The sequence below is a fragment of the Ignavibacteria bacterium genome (assembly GCA_017302895.1).
Taxonomy (GTDB): domain Bacteria; phylum Bacteroidota; class Ignavibacteria; order Ignavibacteriales; family Ignavibacteriaceae; genus UTCHB3.
This window is the reverse complement of record JAFLBV010000001.1, coordinates 1,755,691-1,781,627: the sequence shown is the minus strand read 5'-3', so window position 1 is coordinate 1,781,627 and position 25,937 is coordinate 1,755,691. Positions and strand designations below refer to the sequence as shown.

Sequence of the window (25,937 nt, the reverse complement as noted above, 5' to 3'; positions counted from 1 at the left end):
ATGAAAAAGAAAACTTTTCTTCTGATTTTACTTGCCCCGGCAATGATCATTGGCCAGTCGGTCGGTAACACTCCCAAAGGGAAGATTGTAATCAAGGAATCAACCGATAAACAGCCCCCGGTCATCGCGGTAGATTCCCCACCGGTAACGCAAGGCTCACTGCTGCGAATGAAAGCGAACAGGATCACAGTTTCAGGTTCGGTCGCCGACAAAGAAGGGATCGCTGAATTGACGATCAACTCGAAACCGATCGAAGTAAACGATCAGAACCGGTTCTCTACCATCATTGATCTGGTAAAAGGTTACAATTCAGTATCGATGTGGGCCACTGATAAAAACAAAAATTCTGCATCGTTGGAGTTTACGATCGAAATGTCGGATGACTCCAAAGGTCCGGTTATTACTCTCTCACAACCCAAGCTTACTGCCGGTGCACCATACATTACCAAGGAAGGCAAGATCCCTGTTATAATGAATCTCTCTGATCCAAGCGGAGTGAGGCAGGTTTTGGTGAACGGTCAAAAATCAAAGAGTATCGAAGGCGGTCAGTTTTACTCCGACCCTCAATTGCAACCCGGACTGAACACCGTGATGATTGACGCGTTTGACAGCCTTGACAATAAAAGTACAGTCTCATTCCAGGTTGACTATATTACGGATATTACCCCGCCATCATTCGTTATTCTTGATCCACCCACAACCCGTGGTCAGAAGATAGTTATTTCAAAGTCAACGGCGCACATTGTAGGGATGGCTGTTGATGACAGTGGCATACTTGAAGTTCTTGTGAACAGAATGCCCGCGGATCTGCAGGCAACGGGCGAATTCACAATTGATCTTAACCTCAAGATCGGTGAAAATCCCGTGATCGTCTCCGCAACTGACAGTGCGGGTAACACCGGTATTGATACCTTCCACATCGTCTGGAGGCAGGATGATCTGGCTCTGGTCGCGCAGTATTACGCTCTTGTGATCGGGATCGATAAATACAAAGGTGTATGGAATCCTCTCAGAAATGCAGTAAATGACGCGAAAGCGGTTGAAGAGGTGCTGGCAAAAGATTATGGTTTCGACCATGTGATCTCACTTTATAATGAGGAGGCCACGAGAGCAAACATTATTACAGCGCTTGAGCAGTTGATCGACAGCGTTAAAAAGGATGATAATGTTCTGATCTTTTACTCAGGGCACGGTGAGTTCAACGAAAAGCTGAACAAAGGTTTTTGGGTGCCTGTTGATGCCACCACCAGCTCCAGTGCCGGCTACATTTCAAACAATGATCTTCAGACTTTCATTGCGGGAATAAATTCCAAACATACACTTCTGGTTTCAGACGCCTGCTTCAGTGGCGATATCTTCCGTGGAAGAACGAGTGAGCTGGCTTTTGAAGATACGGAAAAGTATTTTCAGGAAGTGTACAAGAGAAAATCGAGGTACGCGCTTACTTCAGGCGGCGTTGAACCGGTTACCGACGGTGGAAGGGAGGGTCACTCGATCTTTTCCTATTATTTTCTCGATAAGCTGAAACAGAACAAATCAAGGTTCTTCACCGCCGGACAGTTGTTCAACGAGATTCAGATCCCTGTAACCAATAATTCCGAACAAAGCCCCGTTTATCAGCCGATAAAAAATACAGGAGATGAAGGTGGCCAGTTTTTGTTCATAAGAAAGTAGGGTTATGAAATGAGAAAGGTTTATTACTTCTTTTTTTATGTTGTTTGCCCGGCAGTGTTGGGGCAATCATGGTCTGTAGTATCTCCGCTTCCTCAAACAGAACATCTGCATGATATTCAGTTTGTCAATAACCTGATCGGTTATGCGGTGGGAGAAAAAGGATCTTTTATCAGAACCGTAGATGGTGGCAATTCATGGGCAAAATTAACAGAACCCGATCCATTACTTAGCAACTATTCTGTTTTTTTCGTTAATCGTGATACAGGTTTCATTGGGACCTCTGGGAAAATATACAAGACGACGAATGGTGGTGCAAGTTTCACCAACACAGCAACAAGTGGAAATGTATACGACATCTACTTTGTGAACTCACAAAACGGATGGCTGGTTACCTCTACCGGGTTATGTTTGAGAACAACTGATGAAGGTGAATCCTGGAATGAAGTGAGAACGGGAGAAACATTACCTCTGAGTTCTGTGAAGTTTCTGGATAAAGATACAGGATGGGTAGTTGGAAAAGACAGGATATTTCGGACCGTGAATGGAGGAACAAACTGGTTAGGACAGATTGTAATATCGCGGGTTTTCACAGATGTTTTCTTCACCACCGCAAGAAATGGATGTATCATCGGCGAAGGAGGGCTGATCTGGACTTCAATCAATGGGGGTGAAAGTTGGACTTCGCGAACCAGTGGTGTTTCTGCAAATTTACTCTCTGTATTTTTTGTTGACCAAATTCATGGATGGGTCTCAGGTGAATCAGGAACCATACTCAGGACAACAGATGGAGGTATCAGTTGGGTCAAGGAAAATATACCATCACAGGTAATAATTCCTCAAATCGCCATGATAAATTCAACAAAAGGTTTTGCTGTTGGATTTGATGGTACGATCCTGAAATACTCAATAAATCCAAAAGTTACAGTTACATATCCTAATGGCCCGGAAACCATTTACGGTAATTCAATCGAGAACATTACCTGGACCTCTACCGATGTGGCAAATGTTAAAATTGAATACACAACCAACAACGGCACTAACTGGACAACGATCATCAATTCCACACCGGCCGCGGTGGGAACATATGCCTGGACAGTTCCGAATATCACCGGCAGTGACTGCCGGGTCAGGATAAGTGATGTATTAAACAGTCAGATCTCGGACCAAAGTGACAACCTTTTCAATATCCTGAAAGCCAAAACACTTACACTCAAATCCCCTGTCGGAGGTGAGGGAGCAAAAGCGAATGGAAAATTCCAGATCAGATGGGAGAGCCAACAAGTTTCCCAAGTGACTATAGAATTTTCAGCAAGTGGCGGTGCCACATGGGGACCCGTTGAAACTGTTGCGGCCTCCACAGGATCATACATCTGGAGCGTCCCCGGAAATCTGACCAACCAGGGCAAGATCAGGATAATGGATGCCCAAAACAACGCAATAAAAGATCAAAGCACCCAGGTATTTTCTATCTACCAATATCCGGAGACTTTTGCAGGAGCTAAGTCATTCTCATTCGGAGGAAATAAGTTGAGCGATTACAGGATGATCGGCAAACCGGGAGTCAGATCACCTAAAAAGATCATTTACTACATGTCTCCGGGTAATTGGCTGGAGGACTATTCAGTTTATGGTGACAATGGTACGATTTCATCGAATGTGATTGACTACTTGTACCCATATACCGATGATTTCATTCCCGGTATGGCATACTGGATCCTCAGCCTGAAACCCGTGACATTTGGAAGTGAAACAGACTTGACACTTCCTGTTAGTGATTATGGAATATTCGAAATACCGCTTATTAACACATGGACAATGATAACGAATCCATTTCATCGTACAGTGAACTGGGACAGGGTTAAACAGGAGAATGGACTTGCTCAGAATACACTTTTGCACGCGTTCAATGGAACATGGACAACCTCTACTACACTGGTTCCATTCATAGGATATTACTTCTACAACACGACCGGTCTGACGCATTTGAAGGTGCCCTACGATCCGAACGGATCCCTGCAAAAACGCGGACCTGCCGAAGGTGTTATCCAATTGAACGGCAAAGTTCTCTCGATTGATGCGGTACAAGATACCCGATCCATGTCAAAACTGCAGGTTTCCATCGATCCAAATTCCACAATCGATTATGATACGACCGACTATTTTGCGGCACCAAGTACTTTCGAAGAGGTGTCAATCACGATCAATAGTCCTGAATTACGGACTGCATATAAGCGACTGCAGGCTGAATCACGCCCGATGAGTGATAAGGGTCTGACATTTGATATACAGTTTCGTAATGTCTCAGGAAACCAAACTAACCTTAATGTTTCCGGATTGGACCAGTTCCCGGATGAGGAAGTTTTCCTTTATGACACACAGATCAGGAAATTTTACGATCTGAAAGAAACAAGGAGTATAATTGTTCCTGCTCATGTGAAAAACAGAAAATTTTCGCTTCTTATCGGAACCAATTCATTCATTGATTCTGAAAAGGAGAAAAACACGGTTTCGGAGTTCGCACTGATGCAGAATTATCCAAATCCGTTTAATCCTCAAACCGTGATCATATACACTTTGAAAGAGCCGGCAAATGTCACACTCTCGGTTTATGATATTTCCGGTAGCTTTGTCACCCGACTGGTTGATGGATACAGGTCTGAGGGTTATCATGAAGAACTGTTTGATGCCAGAAATCTTTCAAGTGGAGTTTACCTGTACAGACTGGAGTTGAAAAAAGGAGACAACATAATTTATTCTTCGACCCGAAAAATGTCGGTTCTGAAGTAATTCCTAGTGATTTTTTCTTTCGAGGCAGGCTTACCGCCTGCCTTTTTTATTAAACGGGAACCAATTGAACTGAAAATTTTTTACATATATTTAAATCTTACTTACTCAAATTTCCATGATCCTTTCCACGAAAAAACAAAACACAATTGATCCAATTCAAAAAACTGACTAAAAAGTTCGGCTCTTTCACAGCCGTGAATTCCATCGACCTCCACATCAAAAAGGGGTCTCTTTTCGGATTCCTGGGACCAAACGGAGCGGGTAAATCAACTTCAATTAAGATGCTCACCGGTATATACTCTCTGACCGAAGGCGATATTGAAGTTAAAGGAATTAGCATTCTTAAAGATGCACAAGCGATAAAGCTTATCACCGGTTATATCCCCGATCAGCCTTTTCTTTATGACCGATTAACAGGTCTGGAATTTCTTTATTTCTGCGGGGGGCTGTACAATCTCGATAAAAAGAGTGTGAAATCAAGAATCGATGAAATGATTGATACGCTTAAACTTGGTGACTGGCTCAACAAACGAACCGAAGAATACTCACAAGGAATGAAACAGCGAGTGGCGATTGCATCCGCTTTCCTTCACCACCCCGAACTGATAATTCTCGATGAACCTATGGTCGGGCTCGATCCGCAATCGGCTGTGTTAGTAAAACAATTTTTGAAACGGAAATCGGAAGAAGGAATTACTGTTTTCATGTCGACCCACAGCCTCAATGTTGTGGAAGAAATCTGCACTGACGTCGGCATTATCAACAAAGGAAAAATAATCTTTTCGGGCGGGCTTGAAGAACTCCTTTCCATGAAAAAAGAGTTGAGCCACAACTTTGAAACTCTGTTTATTGAACTGACAAGCGAGACTGAAAATTAGATGACCCAAATTCTCCATATCATCTGGTTTAAGATACTAGCCTTTATGAAGCCGGAGATGGATTTTTCCGCGCGCGGACTGGTAAAAAGTGTCGGGAGCACGCTGGTCTATGGCGGATTTGCTGCGGGAGCATATATTTTCGCCATCAGGGCACTCGATTTCCTGCTGATAGAGCAACGAATAGGGCTTTTTCTGCTTCACCGGTTTATCTCGATAATTTTATTCATATTCTTCCTTTCTGTGAATGTTGGCAACATTGTTGTTTCATACTCCACTCTTTTCAGATCTCCCGAAGTGGCATTTCTCCTGACAAAACCGGTAAATCCGATAAGGATTTTCGTTATTAAGTTCTTTGATAATTTTTTCTATTCCTCCGGAACCCTGATAATGGTGATGGTGGCACTTCTGACCGGATTTACACTATACTTCAAAGTAAATGTCCTCCATGCAGTGTTCCTGTTTCTTTTTAATTTTCTTCCGTTTATGCTGTCAGCGGGCCTTCTTGGCGTGCTCCTCCTGTTGGTTTTGATAAATACAGCTCTGAAATTTGGATTTAAGAGAGTTGTAGCTGTCCTCGGTTTGGGCTATATTGGTATAATTGTTCTCTTTTTTCAGGTATCATCTCCCATTGATACGGTCGCCGGTGTGATGAAGTTTTTCCCGAATGTAGATGGTTATTTCGCTTCCCTGATTCCTCCCTATATCCGTTTTCTTCCAAGCAACTGGCTGGCTGAGGCAATGTTTTGGACAGTAAAAGGAGATATTTCAGCAGCATTTCCATACTATGTTCTGCAGGTTTCCCTCTCATTTTTTCTGTTGATTGTGGTTACTCTAATCGGGAAGGCAACATTTCTTGATACCTGGCACAAGTCGATAGATTTCAGAGAAAACAGGGAAACAAAGGTGAGCAAGCCCCCGATATTTGCATTCAGGAACACCTCGTTTTTGAAAAATGCCTTTTCAGAGGTGATTTATAAAAGAGAGTTTCATCTTTTTTTAAGAGAACCCGCCCAGGTGATACACTTTTCGGTGCTCCTATTCCTTATTATTATCTTTGTTGCGAGCCTTTCGGGAATATCAATGCTCGCATCAAACAGGTTCCTGTTGTTGACAACCATTTTTATGGCTGTATATCTGTTTAATGTGTTTTTTATCGTCACGCTTGCCTTGAGGTATGTTTTTCCTCTCATAAGCCTTGAAGGAAATGTAGTCTGGAAGATTAAATCTGCTCCAGTAAGCACCCGGAAACTGTTAAGAAAAAGATTGATGATTCCCTTAACCATCATTTTGATTCTCTCACAGGTTATGTCTCTTTTTATTGTATGGAGATTTTCACCATCTCTCGTGCTCCCTATGGCGATTATCTCATTCTCATCCTCGTGGTTTCTTGTAATGATGAACTTTGGAATGGGAGGACTGTTTATCAACCTGAAAGAGAAAAACCCCGTGAGACTTTCATCGTCCCAAGGGGCTTCAATTTCTTTTTTGTTCAGTATGATCTATCTTGTGCTTCTGATTGTTGCTCTTTATGTACCGCTTTCACAGTTTTTCAACAACTTTCTGCGCAACAAGATTATTGATGCTTCCGCTTTATACACCACTTCCCTCCTCGTATTCCTGGTTTCAATGGCTGTCGGCTGGTTCTTTTACAGAATCGGTATCAAGTCATTAGAGAAGGATGTATAACTCATTTTTCAGTTTAAATTCGTTCTTGTCAAAATATAACAACTTACAACATGATTTTATAGTACAGTTTTAGCAACTTTCAACTGAAAAACTCTGTAAATTTACGCCGAGCAATCACAGTCATCAGACAAAATCAAATACCATTTTTTGTCGATTTTGGCAAAATAGAATCGCTTCTGTATCCATTTGTCAACCAGAATAACAACCTTCATTACCTGTGCATTTTTGTATTTTGCAGGAAGTGAATATGCCACACCTTTTTCTTTTTCATGATCCCAGTACTGTGGAAATTTACTGTTCTTGATGTAATAAACGCCGTTTTTATCTTTCGACTCGTCACATTGACCGTTTTTCGGCATTTTATTGTAGAATTTTAATCCTGTAATACTGTTCTTTTCCCAACCGGTTTCCTGTGGCATCATAATTCCGTAGTTGTTCTCTCGCTCGAGAACGCAGAATGCTCCCGGATTTGTAGCCCGTACAAATCCAACAACAGGATGGAAAAAGTTTGTAACTGCCTTGTCGTTGTTGTAAAGAAGCATATTGAAATTATTATTGTAGTAGGTTTGCTCCAGGAAATATTTCAGAAATTTTGGAAAATCCGATTGATTTCGAAGTTTATCGTTCGACACCTGAGATTTTTTTGTAGAATCATCTGTTGGTTGTTTTTGCTTTCCCTGTGCTGATACAGTTACTGCCATTAACAAACCAATTAACAGGACAATAAGCAGGGATGATTTTATTTTATTCATTTTTCTGTTCCGTTTTATCTTTTTTGGAAAATATCTATTTATCGTATTTGACTACAGTTCTGACTGATTTTGTAATCTTGGTGTCTTTAAGTTCAGCACCAATCTCACCTTCATGGTTATTGTAACCAATTTCCTGAAGCAGATCACCGGAGTAGATGAACATTGTAATCTCTGTAGTTCCACCCTGATAAATTTTCGATTCAATCAGTCTTTCACCGGTATCATACAGATTGTCCATCCCAAAATTGTGGGAATAAACATTTGTGACTCTGCCATACTTGTCACCGACGGTTGACATCAGACTGCTTGTATCCTTCGCAACAAAGATTCCGTCTTCCTGAACTATCTGGATCATCTGATTTTCACCGTACATAATATCAATCGTCATAAGTTTGTCATCAGAATATTTATATTTGTACAAGATTTTATCCTCATACTCGCCATATTCCAGCGTGCTTATTCTGCCTTTTTCATCTCTTTTAATAAAAAGCTGATCTCCTCTGTCATCTTTCGAGCCGACAAGGAGACCGGCATCATAATGAAATGTAGTTGTAAGTCTTACGGAGTTTTCTGCTCCCGGAAATGGTGAAGTGCTGATTGCCGAAATCAGTTTGCCTTCAGTATCATAATTAAATATGGTTGAGTCAAACGGGATAGGAATCTGGTCGGTAAGGCTGCTGTTATCGTATGAAATGTAGGTTTCTTTTATAATGGTGTTCTTTTTGATCGTGTTTTGCCAGACGGGAAGGAATTTATCTCTCATATTGTTTGAATATTGAAGATAAACTAGAACATTTTCAGGAATAAAATCCTGAGCACTTGTAGTTATAAATAATCCCAACAGTAAGGCTAACAAATACTTTTTAAACATTACGATTCCTCAGAATTTATAGAATTATAAATGTAACTTAATAAATGGAATCGCAAATCATGTGAAAGTTCTTAATAAAAACACAAATATCAGCAACTTCACTTTTGCCACAGACGCTGATAATCCCCGGCCGGATCATACATCGATGCCTGTCGTTCAGGATTAAATCTGCGGTTTTCCCGGCCATCATTCCCGACACCAGCGAGATAGATCCAGTTTCCCCAGTTGCTGCAGGGGTCATAGTCAAGGAGCATCGATTCAAAGTACTCAGCTCCCAGTCTCCAGTCAAGTTTTAGGTCATGAACCAGCCAGCTGGCAACATTCTGCCTTCCCCGGTTGGACATGTATCCCGTCGCATTTAGTTCCTGCATGTTGGCATCAATAAAAGGTTGTCCTGTTTCCCCTTTGCACCATTTAATAAAATCAATATGGGTACCACCTGATTTATCCATCCACCGTGCTCCCTGAATACCGCTCTTGTAGAAGATTTTTTTTCCGTACTTCATGGCTGTAAAACGGAAGAAATCGCGCCACAACATTTCAAAGATCAGCCAGTATGTTGATTCATTGGCCTCATATTTTTTCTCATATTCCTTTACCGCCCAAAATATTTTTCGAGGAGACAGAGCACCAATAGAAAGCCATGGTGAAAATTTGCTCGAATAGTCATCACCGATTAATCCGTTTCGCGTCTCCTTGTATTTTGAAAGCAGTCTTGTTTCATCCAGGTAGTAATTTAGTCTCATCAATCCTTCAGACTCCCCACCCTTGAATCTAAGATCAAGAGATTCATCAATTTCAAGTAGTTTTCTTATTTCATGGCGGTTCGAGTGCTCATCGGGGTCAGTTCGGATTGTTAGTGGAAGTGCTGATAATTCGGGATCAGAATGCCTTACACGAAGATCTTTTTCGACTTCTTTACGAAAATTTGTGAACAAATCGGGAAGATTGGAAAAATGAAAAGGCAGATAATCAGGGTGCACCATGGTTCTGTCTTCAAAAAATGTAAACCGGACTTCGGGATTGGATGCAATCATCTCATTTTCCCTGTTGGTTTCATAATCTGTATGCTCTTTAACCAAAAAGACATCAGTAATGGAATAGCTTCGGATCATGCGTGCCACAATTTCCGATGTGCTCCCGTGCTCCCATAAAAGCGTGCTCCCGTGCTCCCGGTACTTTTTTGAAAGTTCCTCCACGCTCTCGTAAATAAACTTTCTTTTATACCTCCCGGCTCTGTTCACCCCTGACAAACTGAAGTTTTGATAATCTTCTTTATCGAAAATATAGACAGGAAGAAACTCACATTTTTCCCCGGATATGGAGGTCAAAACGGGATTGTCATGGAATCTTAAGTCATTGCGGTGGAGATAGAGTATTTTTTTCATACATGTCAGAAATTAAACCCCCAAAGATAAATAATCTTTCTATCAGTCCGTATGAATCTGTTCAACCTGCTTAATCCGTGTTCACTTATTTACTCTGCGTTAATCTCCAAAAGGGATGCCTTCGGCATGTCCCCTCTGCGTGTATCCGAGTCCTCTCCCAAAAAAAAAGGTCGCCACTCTCTCGAATGACGACCATATTATTGAATTACTGGATTATTGGATTACTGCATTAATAGGCGTATAAAAATCCCTGTCTTTTGCGCGCTTCCTCATCCCATTGCTTGGCAACAGTTTTGAGGAATTCATCCTTGTCTGCCATCATGGCTTTTAGATCGAATCCAAGAATCGACTGAGCTTTCGCCTTTGTGGAGAAATCCGGGAGCACTACGGGATAAGGTTTGCCGTGTTTAATTAAGATAATCGCAAGTTCCTTCCGTGCTTCTTCGGCTTTTGCGAGAGAAGTTCCAACTACACGAAGTGCTTCAACGGGAGCATGGAAGCCGAGTCCGTTGGCAGCGGCCACCCAGTCCCATCTCCATTGAGCATGACGGATAAGCTTGAGTGCGGGTTTCATTTCTTCAGGTGTTGCACCCGCATCCCATGCAGCTTTCGCTTCAAGATGAGCTGATGCTATCGCCTTTTCTGCAATCCTTCTAAGTTCTTCCACTCTGTCCTGCCTGTCATAAACATCCTGAATCAGCTTTTCTGCCTCCTCACGGTGACAAACCTGGCATGAATTGGCAACATTTGCAAGCGGACTCTGAATATGATGATCCGTAAATTTAACACCGCCTTCCGATTTGTAAGGCATATGACAGTCGGAGCATGATACTCCTCTTTTAGCGTGAATTCCCGTCATAAAGAGTTCATAGTCAGGGTGCTGTGCTTTTAGCATGGGCGCTTTTGAGAGCTTGTGCTCCCAATCTTTATAGTCCATTTTGTCATAATATGCTTCCATTGAATCTGCGCTAAAACCGTTGTCCCATGGGAAAGTTAGGTACTTTCCTTCACCTTTGAAGAAATATTCCACATGGCACTGGGCGCAGACAAGGGATCTCATTTCTTGTCTTGAGGCTTTGGTAATGTCCTTTCCTCTCCTTTGGTATGCTTCCACGAGTGCAGGTCTGGTGATCCGGAGGTTCATGCTCTTGGGATCATGGCAGTCCTGGCATCCGATCGGATTAACGATTTCCGCTCCTTTGTCTTTCCATTTCCCTTTGTAAAAATCCTCTGCTCCCACTTTGTTCATCACTCTCGGAACATCTGTACTTTTACAGCTCCAGCAGGTGGCAGGTTGTGGACTTTCCTTTACACCGCCCGTTCTGAGAGTCTGACGGATATCCCTGATTGCATGTCCGTGTCCTCTTCCCTGCTTGTAGTCTTTTGCAAAGGCGTAACCCGCCCACATAATCACAAGTTCAGGATATTTTTCCAGATAATCTATTTCTTTCGATCCGCCGTGCTTGCTCGCAAAATTGGTATCGAGTGTTTTCATGTAGGTTTCATATTCACGGGGATAGTTCTCTCCCCAAACTTCATTTCTTGGCTCCCAATCTGCGATTGGTTTAACAGCCTGAAGTGTAAAGCTTTCGGCTCTCCTCTCAACAATCGTTGAAGCAAAAAGGCCGAGTACAAAAACAATTGCAACCGTACCAAGGAAGATTACCCAACCCAGCCACGGTTTTTCTTTTAATAATTCGGAAACAGGTTTCATTTAGTCCTCTGGTTTCTGGTTTGAAGTGTTGGTTTTAAGCCACTCCGGTACAACCGGAGTAAGTCCGGGTACTTTTGCATCGGGAGTGGATGACAGGGAATTTACTCTTCCGTGCGGCACATCTCTGTGACAGTCCCAGCAGTAAACTCCTTCCATATCAATGGATCTGTTCCCGGCAGCATATCCCCTGTTCGAAATTGGATGTATAGTGTTGTCATGACACCTGATACAATTTGCCTGTACAGCCTGTTTTCCGGCATCTTTTATCTTGATCACTTGCGGCTCAAGCCTGAATGTGAACATAAACGAGTGCCTCAGACCGTCCTGAGCTTTGAACATGTATTTGGAGATGATGTTGTCGTGGGGAACATGACAGTCGTTACAGACGGTTACCCGTCCGTGGCTGCCCTTCTCCCATGTGGCGTAGTAAGAGTTCATTACATGGCAGTTGATACATGCTTCGGGTTTGTCTGAAGCGTAGGAAAGTGCATTCGAAATGTAAAGGACATGAAAGCCCAGTCCAAAGAAGATGCCAAGCGTAACGATAACAGGAAAACGCCAGTTCGGGGGTGGAATCAGTAGATTGAGTAACTTTTTTATTACTCTCATTCCGTTCTTTCCGGTTTGTTAGTTAAATCAGATTTTATATTCTGCTTATACCAAAACTACAAAAACTAGCAATTGTATGCAAGAAAATTCTTTCGAAATATACAATTTATTTTAGAAATGTAAAATATTATTTTGGGGATTTGTGGAAAAGTGTTACCGGAAAGGTTTTAAATTTGCTCGGGAGGGTGGAAAACCAAAAAGCTGCCCCTTTTTCAAAGTCAGCTTTTCGGTAAAATTTATGATATTCAAGGGCCGCAAAGGTTGAAAATTTGTTATTTCCCGTCCCTGTAAATTCTGTAAACTGTTGATGTGATTACCTGGGATAAGGATTCGTCAACATAACTTCCGTCGGTTTTTTGCAATTGTGTCATCAATCCGTCTTTGTAGTCGACAACAATCTTCGTATTAAAACCTTCACCTCCACCGTCAGACATGCTCCAGCGGTCTCTGGTGTCATACAGAAGTGCAACTCCAGCTTCGTGCCACCGGACTTCCCATGCTCTTCCGTACTCATCGTATTTCCCTTCATACTGGTCCATTATCTGCCCGGTCTTTTTTGCATCTATGAAGTAGTTGCCGTCTTTATAAATTTTTCCGACTTTTTGGAGCGCCCCTTTTTTATAAGTGTAGGCGATGTTATCCGCTTTGGTGATCTTACCGTTTTTGTCTCTGGTGAAAGTACGGATGGTCTTTTTATCCCCTTTAATCTTAATGAGGTCTCCTTTTTTGTCATATTCGAAGAAAAGAGAAGCGGATTTCGTTTTGTTCGACTTCACCCTGTCGTTTACAACTATCGAGACAAGTCTTCCCTCTTTGTCATATTCACAAACAGTGCTGTCCTGAAGTGTGCGGTTTGAGTCTTTATCAATCGCAGAAGTGAGATGAATTTCCATCATTATCCCCTGCTCCTTGATGGCATTCCGATAATATGGCATCAGCTTCTCCCTGATCACAGGATCGAGCCGGAAATCGGTGATTTTTGTGTCGTTGTATGTACGGACAGTTTCAAAATCCAAATGAGAAAATGGTTCGGTAAGGATGAAGTCCTGCGAAAATATGTTGAATGTGCTGATAACAAAAAATGATGCAATTAAAAAGAAGTGCCTTCTCATATTGCTCCTTTCGATTAGAAGTGATTTTTGTTTGACTAAATAAAGTAATCTTTAAATGTAACTATTAAATTTCTCTGAGAGTTCTATAACACCTGCTTGACAACCAGCGCTTTGAATTCGGAAATGCAAACATCCTGCCATCTTTCGCCGGGTTTTACTCCCCGGCAGATGAGTTTCACAGACGAAGTCAACACTTCCGGAAATTCGATGGTTTGCATTCCATCAAATACTTTAAGAGTGATATCTCTTCGGCTCCCGTCGGAAAATTCAATAGTTGCTCCCGTCAAAATGGCATTCTGGTAATAAAGATCACCAAAATAAAAACCCCCGTTTGAATAATTGGGATAGTGATTGAGAGGAGATTTTTGATAGTTTGGTTTTTCTTTACAATCTCAGACTCACAAATAATGTGTTGTTTCTTTGTGCTAAATATAGCAAATTAAGGAATTATAAACCAAACAAACACCGGGCCACATTGCGAATTTAACCTGAGATTATCGGGTCTGTTATTTTTGTGGTGAATTATTTTGAGCATACACACAACTTTTACAAATTGCGGAGTAAGAGTCTTCGATATGACACCATATCTAAATATCGGAATCTTCAAAGAGCAGAAAGATATCTCAGACTTCCATACACAAAGGTATGCTTGGGTACTGTCCAGTGGCAAATTGAGCAGGACCTTTGCCCGAATGCATTCTATCCGTATAGTGTTTCTGTCACATGATATGTTTCACTTTTAGCTCACGCCCCCTCTACCATTTTTATTTCTTCATCGGTTAAACCATACAATTCATACACGATTTTATTTATTTTATCTTCACAATATTCAATTTTGCTTTGAATTTGATTTAACTTCGATTGGAGTGATGCCGTCTGCTTGTCTATGTTAAGTTGTAAGAGTTGATCGACTGATGACGAAATAATTTGGTGATATTCACTTGTCCCTGTGACAATGGGCAATTTCTCCAACTGACTCATCAATATTTGAGGGAAGCCTTGTGAATTCGTTATTAATTTTTTCTTAAGGTAAAATGTGAGCAATTTTGAATTAAGAAGTCCCAGTAGATATTTTAGATCAATTGTTTGGCTTCTGACCAAATAAATTGTGCTTTCAACTAACTCTTCATTTTCTGAATATGTCGCACACAAAATACCCCCAGTCCTTCTAATGAATAATCTTGGTATAGATAAATGTTTTGTTATTTCGCGCGTTCCCCCTATAATCTCTAAATTACTGTAAACTGCGTATTTATCAACATTATAATGATAGCGCTTCATATTACTTCCCAATAAGAAAGGAAGCGAATTTTCAACTTGTGATATGGTCAATACTGAATTTCTATTTTTAACTACCATTCCTTTTGACATTTCCACGATGGTACCCATTGGAATTGCTAAATGCGAAATTTTTTCAAAAAACTTTATGTTTTCATCTTTCATTAGTATATCCCATGGAGCACTTGAAATTACCATTTTAATTTCTCCACGCTGCCTTTGGTGTCCTGATGGGTCGATGGTAATAATTGTCGAATTTTGTTTATTGCCTTGGTCCCCTACAATAATGGATGTGCCGATTGTTGCGCCTTCAAACACAAAATGATCAAAATTTACGACAGAAGTGATTCTGAACTGTTGGAGTAAAAGTTCTCTGATTTTACCATTACTTTCAGTTGTTAAAATTGCTTCTGGTACAATAAAAGAAAATTTTTTAGGTCTAAGCTCAATCATCCTTTCTAAAAACAGTTGATATAGATTTTTCGAACTTCCACCTGAATAAGAAACATAATTTCGAAAATAATATTGAAGTACTGAAGATTCTGTATTATGACTTGTCAACTTTAAATACGGTGGATTTCCAATTACTGCATCAAAACCTCCCTGTTTAAAGACATGGGGGAAGGCTTTCTGCCAACTGAAAGGTTTTACTTTTTTCTCGAAACCAAAATCAAGTTCATTATCGTAGAAATCCAGGTCAATCAGGCTGTTGCCGCTTTTGATATTTTCATCCAGAGTCGGGAGGACTCGCTCATTGAACAGAGACAATTGATTAGCTATCGAAGCCTGTGTCTCTCCTTCAAGGCATTTTAAGAGGAGGGAGAGTTTCGTTACTTCAACTGCATTGGTGTCAATGTCCACCCCGAAGATGTTGTTGGTTAGTATTCGTTTTTTCTCGGAAGTAGTTAAATTTCCTTCTGGGGTAAGAGGATTATCTTTTCCTCCCCGGGAGGGTTTGGAATATTTTGTGTAATATGATTTGTGCCAGTCGAGCAAATGCTGATATGCTCCCAAGAGAAAACTGCCACTTCCGCAGGCAGGATCAACTATTTTAATTTTGCTCACTTCTTCGGGTGTTTTGTCCTCAAGAAGTTTTCCAACTGTATTCTCAACTATATAGTTTACGATATATTGAGGGGTGTAATAGACTCCACCGGCTTTCCTTACTTCAGGTTTTTCCTCAATTACAGCCTTATGAGATTTGCTAATCTTAATTTGTTTCCCCAAAAACTGCTCGTATGCACTTCCCAATATCTCAACTGCAAGTACAGAGAACTCATAAGGTGATTCAGGATAATAAAGTTGATTAATAATCGATTTGAGTACTTTATTCTCAATTTTCAGGTCACTGCATATTAAATCTTTCTTCAGGTTGAACAATCCCGAATTATATTTATCATCCGCATCTTTGAAAATTGAGTAGAGATTTGAATAAAAATCACCCTGTTTTACAGCAAATGCGAGACTGCCGTAAGGTTCAATATTTCTGTCTTCAGCGATGCGTAAAAAGATTATCCGGTCAATGGTTTGCTGAACTGCAAAATTAAGTTCGTCTTCGTCAAGTTCCTTGTTAAGTTTGCTGATGGAATTAGCGAGAAGAGTCCTCCATCCGTCCAAAGATTGCAGAAAATCTTTATCAACAGTCGCTGTTCCTTTTTTATTCGCAGAACCCTCGACAAACTTGTCAAAACTCCCTTTCAGAACTCTCTCTTTGGAAAATGTATTCCATAGAAAATCAAATTCATCAAGATATTCTTTGAAAGTGAGATATTTTATTCGAGCGACGGAAGCTTTATCTGTTGGAATGGGTTTTTTGGAACAATCATAAATTGAGAATTCCTCAAAATCAGTTATGACACTGATTGGGAGTTTTGCACTCCATCCGTACCGGCGAACCTGATAAGCGGGTTGAATTTCCTCTTTTATGGCAACTGATGGTTTTTTTGCTTCGACGAAGAAAAGTCTTTTTCCACCCGGAAGACGAAAGGAATAATCAGGAGCTTTCGTTGCACCACCGATTCTGACTTTGTCCTCATGAATCACTTCTCGATATGCTTCTGCATACCCTGATTCATTATCGATGTCCCAGCCTAAAGCCTTAAAAAAAGGATCTATAAAATCTCTTCGAGTGAGGGTTTCGTTGTAATCAGATTTTTTATAAGAAACAAACTGTTCCTGAAATCGTTCTACCAGTTCACTAATTTTTCTATAAGCTGATTCTTTATCCTGCATGATTTACCCAATCAATTATTTTCGCAAATATATGGAAATCTGATAAAATATTTTTACTGTAAAATGGACTTTTAAAACTAACTGCATGTCTCTTAAAATGATCCTTCGCAGAAATTCATTTTCCCATCTTTAATCATTTGTGTCACCTCTGATGATTTTTGCGGGTCGCAGTTCATGTCCGAAAAGATAAAGCACCTTGTTCACTTTATCCATTTGGAGAGATTTCTTACCTTGTTCCAACTCCCGCAGAAAACGCAGACCAACACCGGCTCTCATCGCGAGCTCTACCTGGGTATAACCAAGGTACTTTCTTTTCTGCTTAACAAATTCGGGAAGACTTTCAGATGCCATAAATATTCCAAATTACTCTTTCGTAAAATATACCTTTTCGGGTATAAATACAAAGATAAAATATACTTTATACCCTTTCAGGTGTAATTTTATGATTTATTGGCTGTTTATACCCGAACGGGGGAAGGAGTGGCTGGTCTTTGTCCCGGCACCTTTTAGTTAAGAAAGTGTGCCGATTGATTAAATTTGTAATATGATTACATTTTTTTTATTTTGAGGATAGAATTCAATGGCTGAAGAAAATCGATTTGGGCTGAGCAGATATATACCACCAGAAATCCGAAGATTACTTAGAAAAGAAGCTGGTTATGGATGTGTAATATGCGGAAACATCATAATTGAATATGAACATATTGAACCTGAGTTCAAAGATGCACTTGAACATGATCCGAATAAGATGACAATACTCTGTCCAGGATGTCATGCAAATGTCACCAAAGAACTAATAGCCAAATCGACTGTTTGGGAGGCAAAAAGAAACCCGATAGTCAAGAATCAAGGCTCTGCAACTCATAAACTTTTTGTTGGAAATGCTAAAGTCTTAAAGATCAAAATTGGAGACACAATTTTCAGCAATGCCAAATCAATAATTGAGATTGATGACAAAGTAATTCTTCAGATACTTCCACCTGAAGCAAAAGAAGCTCCGTTTCGAATAAATGCATCTTTTTTTGATGGTAATAATGAATTTGTCGCGGCGATCATCAATAACGAATTAAATGTTTTTTCCACCGTACTTGATTTTGAAAATAAAAAAAACAGATTTAGCATTTGGAATGAGAATGAAGAAAAACTCTTGGAGCTAACCGTTCTCGCACCGAATACAATTTCAGTTGAAGAAATCAATTTACGATATAACGGCGTATCAGTTTTAGGGAATACATCGGATGGTTTTCGAGTAGATAATGGACGAGAGAGCATTGAACTTCCAAAAGGTGAAACAATGATTTCAGAAGCAAATTATGGTATTTTTGTCAAAGGTGGGGTAATTAACTTGGGGATGGATAATGTGGTCAGATTAAACAAAAAAGATGGGAGTTCTAAATTATTACCAGGCAATTATTCTATCCACAATGGTAATTTGGGTTTTGTCACAAAAGAAGATGGGTCTCAAATGATTGAGTTTAAATCTCAAGGTCCAGACAGTTATATGACTATTGGTATGGATTCAATATCTGAAGAATTATCATCGAAAGTTCAATTTCCAAATTATGAGGGAAAATGCAAGTGTGGGTCAGAGAGATTTTACAATAATTGTTGTAAAGCAAGTTTTGACAAAATTGTTAAGATTCTGAATGACTTAAGAGTAATAAGAATGTTTAACAATGAAAAACTTAATAGATATAATTTTAAGTTCTCTGTAGAACCTGGTCTAACTCGACCTTATCATGTTTCTTATAATTCAGAATTGAATGAGGTAGAACTAAAAATTAAGGGGAAAGAAGTAATAAGTGTTGGACTAGTCGCAAAGGGAATGAGTTTTGCTCTAATCGCAGATAGATATAATAAGGTTTTTGCATTATTCAAGAATAAAAAAGATATAAACATTGTAGCTTATAGGCTAATCAACCTAATCTCTGATATTTTTTGTACTAATGTGCCCAGAAAACATAATATTGATATGGAACAATTCGGCCGAGAACATCTCTTTCTTTGTTCGAAGGAACTGGAGAATTTTGAATTTTTCACTCCTTGTGATGCGAAGATAATTATGCTAGCAAGCTGCTATTTAAATTTTAATTATATGTGTTTTTTCCTTCCAGAAAATGGAAAGGAAAGTATTCTTAATAAATTTGACACTTTGCCAGATAAATCGAAAATGGTGGCATTGGACTTAATTAGGATAATCAATCATAATGATCCATATTCAGTGGGAAATTTTCTAAATACATACATTTCTGTTTTGTCTTTCGAAAAATTTAATAAGTGCTACGATGATTACATCAAGGCAATTAAACAGTTTGATATTCCACATATTTGATTCTGAATAATATAAAGTTAATCAGAATTATTTGGTATTTGAAGACAAAACCAAAAGCAGCATTCAAATGGCTCCATTCGAAAATTTCCACAATAACTTGAATTATGTTTAAGAGCATCATAATGATTGAACATGCTCGTTTTATTATGGATTTCCTTTTTTTCAAAATAAGTAAGTTGGAAATTTTAGAAAGAAATACAATTTGGTATCTACGAATAAAGGTGAGCCCGTTTTTAAAATTGACCCTTTAAAATAGGTGATCGAAAATATGAATCCAAGAGTTGCATCTGTAAAAACATTGGAAAATTTTAGACTCCTGCTTACATTCACGAACGGTGAAGTAAGAGTCTTTAATATGACACCTTATTTAGATATTGGAATCTTTAAAGAGTTGAAAGATATAGCATACTTCCGAACTGCCAAGGTGTGCCTCGGGACAGTTCAGTGGCAAAATGAACAGGACCTTTGCCCTGAAACATTATATTTAGATAGTGTGCCGGTGGAATTGGGCACCTAAAAATATTATCTATTGAGAAAATCAATTGCTTCTGTTAGGAAAAGCAACATTGACACAATTGCCAAAATCTTATTGCCCTTCTCCCTGCCCCGCGATTTAGATAATTTGCTTATCTTAATCGAAATACTTAAGTTTCAACTCAATATTAATTATTTGCAGGCAAGAGATGAAAAAGTTGATAGCAGCAATATTCATTGCATCAACAGTATTGGCACAAGCCCCTTGGCAGGATCCGGGGTTAAAGATAGAGTACGCCCTTTCTCATAATAATACCACTTCAATCTTCTACCGCGACTACACTTCCATAACGAATAACAATGACCTTGTTATCGAAAACAAATTGTACAGAAAGAATATTAATTCAGGTGAGGAAACCCTCCTTTTTAGCAGCAAAACAATATATTCGGGTACAAATCTTGTTTCGAAAGTGGATGCGGAGTTTCTCTCATTTTCATCGGAGCATCCCGATAGCTTTTACATAGCGGGGCAAATTTCAGGAGATTCCACGGGAGCATTTGTAAAGGGGAAGGGAATTAATATATTCCACCCGAACAAAAAAATTGAGTTCTTCTTCGCTTCAAAACAGAATCCTGGGAAATTTTATGTGAAAATTGACGGCGCTTACAAGGTTTCGTATGATTACTGTAAGACTTTCCAGATACTTCACCAGGTCGAACGGTTTATCTGCATCTCCCCTTTCAATGACAACGAAGTAATCGCCTGGAATTCAGGTGGGATTGTGCGGTCAAATGATGGAGGTATCAATTATACTGATCTATATCAACCGATGTGGTCATATGATTCTGTATCAGTATCTTATACTCGTGACAGTTCATTCCTGCTTTTAACCTCCCGGTCTGTTTATGACTGGATGAACGAAATAAAGTATTCAACACAGGCAGGAAGTGCCGGAACATTCAATTCCGCACTGAAGAGTTTTTTTGGTACGATGCAGGTAATTCCTTATAAATCCCCTTCTGACAGTATCTATTTTTATCAAGCAGATACTCTTTACAGTAAAAAACTGGGAGCACCGGTTTTATCAGGACAAAAGGTGTCGAATATATTTGATACCAGAATTACCGGCACATCTACGATAATAGGATCGACTGATCTTTTCATCTCGACCACCAACAAGATATTCAAAAAAGCAGGTAATGTCTATGAAGAGGTGAAATGGATTACCACTCCTTTGCCGGAACCTGATTTTTACCCTTTGCATGTTGGCGATTTTTGGGTGTACAAGGTGACAGGCTGGTGGGCTGATACTTTTTGGTATCCCATTGACTATACAACCGTCACCCGTGTGATGAGAGATACCCTGGTACCGGGGTGGGGCAAGTTTTTTGTTTCTGACAGATTTAATTCAAATCCCAATTTCCCACAGCTCGAGATGAAGAAAGATAACGGGAAAATATACCAATTAATAAGGTGGGGATCGGATACAACCCATAATATATTATTGACTGAAGATAATTCTCTTAGAAAGGGAGATGTGTCCGATATGAGTGTTTTAGGATCCGGGAACATCTACTGCCGGGTTTCAGATATCAGTTTAAAAGAGCACTTTGGTAAAATGCGTGCCACCAGAGAACTTGAAATTAATTCTTTATATTGGTATCTGGTGAGATCAGTTGATGGTGTTGGGATTGTGGAGGCAAGGTCTTCATTTGATTTCGGAGAAGAGATTTTCAAATTGACAGGTGCTTATGTAAATGGCGTTGTATATGGTGACACCACTACCACCTCTATCGAAGAGGAGGAACAGACACCGGAAACATTCACGGTAAGTCAAAACTTCCCGAACCCGTTTAATGGCAGTACAAAAATCAGTTTTTCACTTCCCGCATCGGGGGAAGTGGTGGTAAGAATATTCAATATCCTCGGACAGGAAGTGATGAGGATAAATCCGGGTAACCTCCCGACAGGGAGGAATGAAGTGCTCCTGACAATGCCGCCACACTTCAATTCAGGAGTTTATCTTTGCCGTTTGGAATTCGGAGATAAAGCGGAGACCAGAAAGATTATTTATTTGAAATAACCGGCAATAGGGATTTTCAAGATTACATCTTCACCCGGTCTCTACTCCTACATCCTCCATATGGTAGCGATAACAAATGTGACAAGGAGCCCCAAAACTATCGGCATGAAGGTGGAAAAGATTGTCCATTTTGCAGAGCCCGTTTCTTTATATATGGTGTAAATTGTCGTTGAGCATGGATTGTGCAACAGAGAAAAAAGCATGAGATTAATTCCCGTGAGCATAGTCCATCCGCCGTGCTGGAGAAGAGCTGCCGTCTGAACTTCGTCAAGATCAAACATGACACCCGCTCCTGCACCCGCACCCGCTACTTTTGCTGACATTACCGTCAGCATCAGAATTGTCGGGATTACGATCTCATTCGCCGGGATGGCAATTATGTAAGCGAGAAAAATGACCCCGTTAAGTCCAAAGAAGATTGCAACAGGATCGGCATACTTGATGAAATGTTCTGCAATCGAAAGATCACCGATATGAATGTTTGCAACAAGCCAGATAACCAGTCCCGCTGGTACGGCAAACACAATAGCTCTCCACAGCACAAAAAGTGTCCTGTCGATTAGTGAAGTGTAAAGCGTCTGCAAAATTCGTGGTGGTCTGTAGGGAGGCAGTTCAAGACTAAAAGTGGAGACTTCCCCTTTCAAAAATGTTTTTGACAGTGACCATGAAACAAGCAGGCTTAAAAATATTCCAAGAAGAGCCACAAAAACTACCGCACCGGCTGATGCAATACCTGCAAGCCAGGGAGGTGCCACAGTTCCGATAAATATTGATGCAATGAGTATCTGAGTGGGCCACCTGCCATTACAGAGAGAGAAATTGTTGGTGATTATTGCTATCAGTCTCTCCCGGGGTGAATCAATAATTCTTGTTGCGACAACTCCGGCAGCATTACAACCGAATCCCATACTCATTGTAAGTGCCTGTTTTCCGTGAGCTCCTGCCCGCCTGAAAATAGAATCAAGATTAAAAGCCACTCTTGGGAGATAGCCAAAATCCTCAAGGAGTGTAAAGAGCGGAAAAAACACCATCATAGGCGGGAGCATTACGCTTATAACCCATGCTCCTGCAAGATATGCTCCATCAATAAGTACCCCCGAAAGCCACCACGGTGCTCCGATATTTGTAAAAAGTTCCTTTAACCAGGGATGACCCCACTCAACCAAAAGAGTGGCAAGCCAGCCAGACGGGTAGTTTGCTCCCACAATTGTTATCCAAAACACGATAGCAAGCATCAGAAGCATTAGTGGGAAACCAAATATCCTGCTTGTCACAAGTTTGTCTATTGTGGTATCGAGCCTGAAGGCTTTTTTTGAGTCACCAAACTTTACTGCTCCCCCTGCTATTGAAGCCGCCTCGGAATAGATTGACTCGACGAGGCTGTCGTGAAAATTTTCACCTCTCTCGATTCTTAAATTTCTTGCTGTTTCCAGAATTTCTTTTTTCATATCTCTAAAATCTTGTGTTCAATACTGTATGGAATCTTCCAAACCAATTAAAATTTTTCATCTGTAAAGTTCTGCAAATTCATCATTTTCGATTGCGTCGATAATTCTTTGATCCCCTTCAAGAAGGCGGATGGCTACCCATCTTGCATTGGGAAGGTCAGGGTATTCTTTTTTTATTTTACTCGTCAATTCAGTTACTGCCGAGGAAATCTCGGGTGAGAGAGAAGAAACTTTTCGGGGTTTACAAATAAAATCCCCTTTTGCCACCTGATTAATATAAGAAAGAAGTGCAGGTATGCCCTCTCCCTGTCGTGCGGAGGCGGGAACCACCGGGATTCCCAGATCCCGTGACAAACTTCTTATATCGACTTCAATACCGTTTCTTTTTGCTTCATCCATCAAATTAACACACAAAACCGCCTTATCCGTAATCTCGAGCACCTGCAACACAAGATTGAGATTCCGCTCGATTCGTGTGGCATCTGCAACAATAATCGTAACATCTGGTTTTCCAAAAAGAATAAAATCACGGGCAATTTCCTCATCGGTACTGGTTGAGAGGAGTGAGTAGGTTCCGGGGAGATCAACTATTTTATATCTGCTCCCGTCATACTCAAATGCTCCCTCGGCTCTTGCCACAGTTTTACCGGGCCAGTTACCTGTGTGTTGCCTTAAACCCGTAAGGGAATTGAAAACAGTACTTTTCCCTGTGTTCGGATTTCCCGCAAGGGCAACTACAAAATTGAACTTGTCAAGATTGAGTCCAAGCCTCTTTAATGAGGCATTTTGATTTGCCGGACAGATTTCACATGCTCCGCCACTCATCTTTAAGCAACCTTTCTTACATTTTTCACAAAAATCAGTCTTGCCTGTTCCAATCTCAATGCAGCAACAGCGCCTCGAACCCTGTAAGCAACGGGGTCACCGGAGGCACTTGACATCTCAAACGAGATAGTGCTGCCGGGAACAAATCCCAGATCCATCAACCGTCTTCGCTGCTGTCCCCTGAGCAACTTTGAAACCTTGTAGATTTCACATTCAAAGCCTTTTTTTAACTTATCCAGTGTAACCAGTTCAAGCGGTTCACTTTCCGATTCTGGTATTTCCATAATCGTCACATTGGAAGTGAGAAGACGCGTGAAGATTTTTTCCTCGCCATCAGCCACAAAAACAGTTTTTCCGTTCTCATTTTCCAGAACCCTGATTGTCAAACCCGGATAGACATTTTCAGCAATTATCTGGTTGTAGACCTCCTGTGGTTCATCCTCAATATGCGTAACTTTGGCAAATGTGTTTCCTGCTGAATCCCTTAGTAAAATCCCTTTTCTCGGTGGCACAAATCCTTCCTTGTCAGGAATCGGATCGCCATCCGGATCATAGAGTGGATTGCCAAGTCGGGAGGCAAGCCTGTCAGCTTCCTCCTCGGAAATTTGATGCTCACGGGCTTCCGCTTCCCTGTGCCATTCAATGCTCGGGGTACCTGTTTTGTCCGCAAGATAACTCTCCCAAAGTCTGTGGATTCGAATGACCTTCAGGGCGTAGCTTCTTCCTGTATCAGTCAGTTCTATTTTTTCATCCTTGACCGAAATAAGTCCGGAGGATTCGAGTTGCTCCCTGAGCTCATTCGATTTTTTTCTTCCTGTCCCAAGTGCTCCACCAATGCTTTCACAGGAACCGTTCCCCTTTTTCGACTCGCAGTCGTAGAGATGCTTCAGTGCATTCTCAAGCAGTTCCTTTTCGATAAATGCCTTTTGCCGTTTCGACCGGAACAGATTTGCCAGTCCGGGAATCATCAACATTACGGCTCCCGACACCAAAACAGAAATTTCATGGATCATTTTCATTGGTCATCCTCCACAGGTACAAGGAAGAGATTCCCTGCCACCTTTTCACTAAGACTGTGAGTAACATTCCCGATAATGACAACAGTTGAGTTGTCGAAAGCAAGCTTTGATTTTACTGTAATTTCCTTATTTAAAGAAAGTCCTATTCCCGAGAAATAATCCATCAGCTCCGAGGAACTGTCGATCACCCTGACAAGTTTGTAGCTCCTGCCTGCTTCACAAGTATGAAGCGGAACAACTGCAGGCACTTCGGGCATGTTTCCTTCCCTGTCAGGTATCGGTTCACCGTGAGGATCAAACTGAGGATGCCCCAGATACCCGTCGAGTTTCTCAATGAGAAAGTCGGAAGTGGAGTGCTCCAAAAGTTCTGCCTCGGCATGTACCTCGCTCCAGGTGAGTCCAAGGATATCCCTGAGAAACAGCTCCCAGATCCGGTGTCGTCGAATGATGTTCAGGGCTTCTTTCCTTCCCTCTTCTGTAAGGGACATTCCCCGGTATTTCTCATAGTTCAGGTATCCCTGCTCTGAGAGTCGCTGCACCATTTCGCTGGTTGCTGCCTTGGATACATCGAGGCGGCTCGCAATCTCTGTGGTCGAAACTGCGTTACCATCACTTCCTGATGAAATCTGGTAGATGGCTTTTAGATAATCTTGTTTTGATATTGTTGGCATAAATTAAGATAATTTGTTATTTAAATTTAGGTATTCCTAACATTTTATACAAGGGAAATTAAAAGACATGCTGTATTTATTTTGAATAATTTAATTGCTATTT

At 40.7% G+C, this 25,937-nt stretch carries 20 protein-coding genes; 7 read left to right on the top strand and 13 right to left on the bottom strand.

Going from position 1 to position 25,937, the window contains the following annotated elements; genetic code table 11:
• The 4 genes from J0L60_07235 (at position 1) to J0L60_07220 (ending at position 7,025) form a co-directional block, all read left to right on the top strand.
• Positions 1-1,674, top strand: a complete 1,674-nt coding sequence (locus tag J0L60_07235; GenBank protein MBN8545912.1) for a caspase family protein — start codon at positions 1-3, stop codon at positions 1,672-1,674.
• Positions 1,675-1,683: 9 nt separating this feature from the next.
• Entirely contained in the window at positions 1,684-4,461 is a 2,778-nt protein-coding gene (locus J0L60_07230) for a T9SS type A sorting domain-containing protein (protein MBN8545911.1), read from the top strand.
• Positions 4,462-4,607: 146 nt separating this feature from the next.
• Positions 4,608-5,339 carry an ABC transporter ATP-binding protein gene (locus tag J0L60_07225; protein MBN8545910.1) on the top strand — a complete coding sequence of 244 codons (732 nt, stop codon included), beginning with the start codon at positions 4,608-4,610 and terminating at the stop codon, positions 5,337-5,339.
• Positions 5,340-7,025, top strand: a complete 1,686-nt coding sequence (locus J0L60_07220; protein MBN8545909.1) for a hypothetical protein — start codon at positions 5,340-5,342, stop codon at positions 7,023-7,025.
• Between the two features lie 101 nt (positions 7,026-7,126).
• On the opposite strand, the gene J0L60_07215 is transcribed toward J0L60_07220, so the two are convergent.
• The 9 genes from J0L60_07215 to J0L60_07175 form a co-directional block, all read right to left on the bottom strand.
• Positions 7,127-7,777, bottom strand: coding sequence for a hypothetical protein (locus J0L60_07215; protein MBN8545908.1), 651 nt, complete (start codon positions 7,775-7,777; stop codon positions 7,127-7,129).
• 34 nt (positions 7,778-7,811) lie between these two features.
• On the bottom strand, positions 7,812-8,540 hold the full coding sequence (locus J0L60_07210; protein MBN8545907.1) for a hypothetical protein: 729 nt from the start codon (positions 8,538-8,540) through the stop codon (positions 7,812-7,814).
• Between the two features lie 206 nt (positions 8,541-8,746).
• Complete coding sequence (locus J0L60_07205; protein ID MBN8545906.1) at positions 8,747-10,036, bottom strand: DASH family cryptochrome; 1,290 nt, start codon at positions 10,034-10,036, stop codon at positions 8,747-8,749.
• A 229-nt stretch (positions 10,037-10,265) separates the two neighbouring features.
• The gene (gene nrfA / locus J0L60_07200) at positions 10,266-11,750 is read right to left on the bottom strand and encodes an ammonia-forming cytochrome c nitrite reductase (GenBank protein ID MBN8545905.1); all 1,485 of its coding nucleotides are present in this window, start codon (positions 11,748-11,750) and stop codon (positions 10,266-10,268) included.
• Positions 11,751-12,359 carry a cytochrome c nitrite reductase small subunit gene (nrfH, locus tag J0L60_07195; protein ID MBN8545904.1) on the bottom strand — a complete coding sequence of 203 codons (609 nt, stop codon included), beginning with the start codon at positions 12,357-12,359 and terminating at the stop codon, positions 11,751-11,753. It lies immediately after the preceding gene.
• Between the two features lie 272 nt (positions 12,360-12,631).
• Positions 12,632-13,471 (bottom strand): hypothetical protein, encoded by an 840-nt coding sequence (locus J0L60_07190; protein MBN8545903.1) that lies wholly within the window; start codon positions 13,469-13,471, stop codon positions 12,632-12,634.
• Between the two features lie 83 nt (positions 13,472-13,554).
• Complete coding sequence (locus tag J0L60_07185; protein MBN8545902.1) at positions 13,555-13,758, bottom strand: hypothetical protein; 204 nt, start codon at positions 13,756-13,758, stop codon at positions 13,555-13,557.
• A gap of 457 nt (positions 13,759-14,215) precedes the next feature.
• Entirely contained in the window at positions 14,216-16,981 is a 2,766-nt protein-coding gene (locus J0L60_07180) for an N-6 DNA methylase (GenBank protein ID MBN8545901.1), read from the bottom strand.
• A gap of 129 nt (positions 16,982-17,110) precedes the next feature.
• Positions 17,111-17,332 carry a helix-turn-helix transcriptional regulator gene (locus J0L60_07175; protein ID MBN8545900.1) on the bottom strand — a complete coding sequence of 74 codons (222 nt, stop codon included), beginning with the start codon at positions 17,330-17,332 and terminating at the stop codon, positions 17,111-17,113.
• Between the two features lie 229 nt (positions 17,333-17,561).
• Here J0L60_07175 and J0L60_07170 point away from each other — a divergent pair, with 229 nt between their 5' ends.
• The 3 genes from J0L60_07170 (at position 17,562) to J0L60_07160 (ending at position 21,871) form a co-directional block, all read left to right on the top strand.
• Positions 17,562-19,313 carry an HNH endonuclease gene (locus J0L60_07170; GenBank protein ID MBN8545899.1) on the top strand — a complete coding sequence of 584 codons (1,752 nt, stop codon included), beginning with the start codon at positions 17,562-17,564 and terminating at the stop codon, positions 19,311-19,313.
• Between the two features lie 268 nt (positions 19,314-19,581).
• The gene (locus J0L60_07165) at positions 19,582-19,830 is read left to right on the top strand and encodes a DUF2442 domain-containing protein (protein ID MBN8545898.1); all 249 of its coding nucleotides are present in this window, start codon (positions 19,582-19,584) and stop codon (positions 19,828-19,830) included.
• A 166-nt stretch (positions 19,831-19,996) separates the two neighbouring features.
• Entirely contained in the window at positions 19,997-21,871 is a 1,875-nt protein-coding gene (locus tag J0L60_07160; GenBank protein MBN8545897.1) for a T9SS type A sorting domain-containing protein, read from the top strand.
• Positions 21,872-21,918: 47 nt separating this feature from the next.
• On the opposite strand, the gene J0L60_07155 is transcribed toward J0L60_07160, so the two are convergent.
• The 4 genes from J0L60_07155 to J0L60_07140 are packed head-to-tail and all read right to left on the bottom strand — an operon-like array spanning position 21,919 to position 25,834.
• Positions 21,919-23,319, bottom strand: coding sequence for a ferrous iron transporter B (locus J0L60_07155; protein MBN8545896.1), 1,401 nt, complete (start codon positions 23,317-23,319; stop codon positions 21,919-21,921).
• Positions 23,320-23,376: 57 nt separating this feature from the next.
• Positions 23,377-24,144: a 50S ribosome-binding GTPase gene (locus J0L60_07150; protein MBN8545895.1), complete on the bottom strand. Its 768-nt coding sequence runs from the start codon at positions 24,142-24,144 to the stop codon at positions 23,377-23,379.
• 2 nt (positions 24,145-24,146) lie between these two features.
• Entirely contained in the window at positions 24,147-25,163 is a 1,017-nt protein-coding gene (locus tag J0L60_07145; GenBank protein ID MBN8545894.1) for a metal-dependent transcriptional regulator, read from the bottom strand.
• Entirely contained in the window at positions 25,160-25,834 is a 675-nt protein-coding gene (locus tag J0L60_07140) for a metal-dependent transcriptional regulator (protein MBN8545893.1), read from the bottom strand. The genes J0L60_07145 and J0L60_07140 overlap by 4 nt, the downstream gene beginning before the upstream one ends.
• Between the last annotated feature and the right edge of the window lie 103 nt (positions 25,835-25,937).